The sequence below is a fragment of the Cobetia sp. genome (assembly GCF_983723665.1).
The window spans coordinates 9,590-10,949 of sequence record NZ_CFDJES010000074.1 but is presented as its reverse complement, the minus strand read 5'-3'; the positions used below and the strand labels follow the sequence as shown (position 1 = coordinate 10,949).

Below are 1,360 nucleotides of genomic sequence, written 5' to 3'. Positions count from 1 at the left end.
TCCACCGCAAGCGCGGGTGAGCCACCGCCGGCATCCAGGCCACGCAGGAAGACATACAGCACCCCGCCCATGCAGCGCTCGTAATCGTAGTCGTCGCCGAGGCGCGCCTTGAGCAGACGATGCAGCGCGAGGGTGTAGAGCACGTATTGCAGGTCGTAGCGGTGCTCGACCATGGCGCGGGCCAGTGACTCGCCAAGATAATCCTCGGGGCGCTCGCCCAGATAGTTGGATTTCCAGTCCAGCACGTACCAGCGGCCACCGGACTGGAAGGTCAGATCGATGAAGCCCTTGAGCATGCCGTGCATGCGACGTGGCGCGAGCCTGGGCCGCGAGCGCGGCAACGGTTCCAGCGCGGTGACCACGGCATCCAGCGGCAGACTGCGTGCGTGCACGGCCGGCAGCCAGAATTCCAGCTCCGGCAGCCAGGCCTCCAGCCGGTTGAGCAGGATAGGCTCGCCCTCGAAGCCCTGCAGCGGGCGGGTCAGCGCCTGCTCCAGCCAGTCGGTGAGGCGCGGCTGCCAGCTGGCATCGAAGCCACCGAAATGCAGCCGCGAGCCCACCAGCCGTTCAAGCTCGCCGCGATAGTCATCTGCACCGAGGCGATCGAGATCGACCGCCTCCAGCAGGCCATGCAGGAAGGTCCCCGGGCGCGGTCCGCGCGGGAAATCATGCAGATGGATCTCGCCCACCGTCATCGGCAGGCCACCGGCCAGCAGTGGGCCGGACTGCCCCGCCACCTCGCGGTCCGGGCGTGTCAGGCCCTGCTCGCCCTCTTCCAGCGCGATCTCGGTGGCGCCCTCGGGCACGCGGTCATCCGCGGCATCGGCGGTGTCTTCCAGCGCCGCCGTCACCTGACGGGCATCGGTGAGCAAGGCGGTGTAGGAGGCGATCCACCAGTCATCCTCGATGCCGCCCGCGAAGTGGCGCGCGCCATGGAAGTGCTGATCGCGCTCCGCCGGGGGCTGATATTCGTGGCCTACTGGTGCGGGCAGGCCGGAAACGCGCGCCAGGCCGGCAGACTGCTGATCACACCAGCCGTGCAGCGCGGCCTCGATGGCGCTGGCCTCGATATCCGGGGCATCACTCAGGCCAAGCAGGTAGCCGACGGCGGTGGACGGCAGGCTCAGCTGCTTGCTGAAACCGCCCTTGCCGATGGGCGCCAGCCCCAGCCAGCAGGCGAACTTGGGACGCGTCAGCGCCACGTAGAGCAGACGCACATCTTCCATCAGCCGTGCATGGTCGGCCGCCGCGATGGCCTCCCTGGAGGGCTTCTTGACCAGGATGCTGTCATCGAGAGCATCATCCTCCTGATCGACTCTGTGAGCAGGCACTTCCTCGTTATCGTCTTCCTCGTCAGCGC

Annotated in this window: 1 protein-coding gene; it reads right to left on the bottom strand. The window is 67.7% G+C overall.

Annotation, left to right across the window (positions count from 1 at the left end):
* A partial coding sequence (locus tag AC4FAH_RS09145; RefSeq protein ID WP_490245928.1) for a PD-(D/E)XK nuclease family protein occupies positions 1-1,360 on the bottom strand: 1,360 nt, incomplete at both ends.